This is a genomic window from Ruegeria sp. AH12, from assembly GCF_056541465.1.
In genome coordinates, this window is the sequence record NZ_JBQFYL010000200.1 from 1 (window position 1) to 574 (window position 574).

The 574-nt window shown below is 59.6% G+C and carries 1 protein-coding gene; it reads right to left on the reverse strand.

Annotated elements, in window-relative coordinates; translation table 11 throughout:
* Positions 1-574 (reverse strand): NAD(P)/FAD-dependent oxidoreductase (locus ACR0EL_RS22615; RefSeq protein WP_480502373.1); only part of this gene is annotated, 574 nt, incomplete at both ends.

A 574-nucleotide genomic window follows, 5' to 3' on the forward strand; every position in this document is an offset into this window, starting at 1 on the left:
CCGTGTCCCAGGCGGGGAACATCCGCCTGAAATCCCCGAAGGCCTTTTGCCGAATGCGCGCCTCAGCCCCAGGGGATGAAAGCAGCCCCCCTCGTGTCCCAAACAGAAATCGTCGATTGGGCATCAATCGGAAATAGTGCAGCAAATTACGCGTGTCATAGGCCATCTGATCCGACGTCCAGCCTTGCGCCTGCAGCTCGACATCAGTCAGAGGCCGCGTCACAAGAACCGTTGACTGTGCAGGCATATAACGCGCGGCCAACCAGGGCGGCAGATCCTCGCTTGAGTAGCCATTTGTGCACACCAGAACGTTCGAAGCACGAACGTGACCCGCAGGCGAGGTCAGCACGAATCCCGAGGCGGTCTGTTTGATCTGCGTGATCGGGCTGTTCTGGAACAGAGTTGCGCCCTTTGCCTGGGCGGCGCCAGCCAAACCGAACAGATACTTTCGGGGGTTCAGGGCAAAGCCAATTGGCGTTGTATAGCCGCCGAAAAACGCACCGCCTAACCCAAGGCTCCTCAGTTCGCCGATTTCGTGCAATTGTCCGGCCGGATCGGCCGACCGGCGCAATCG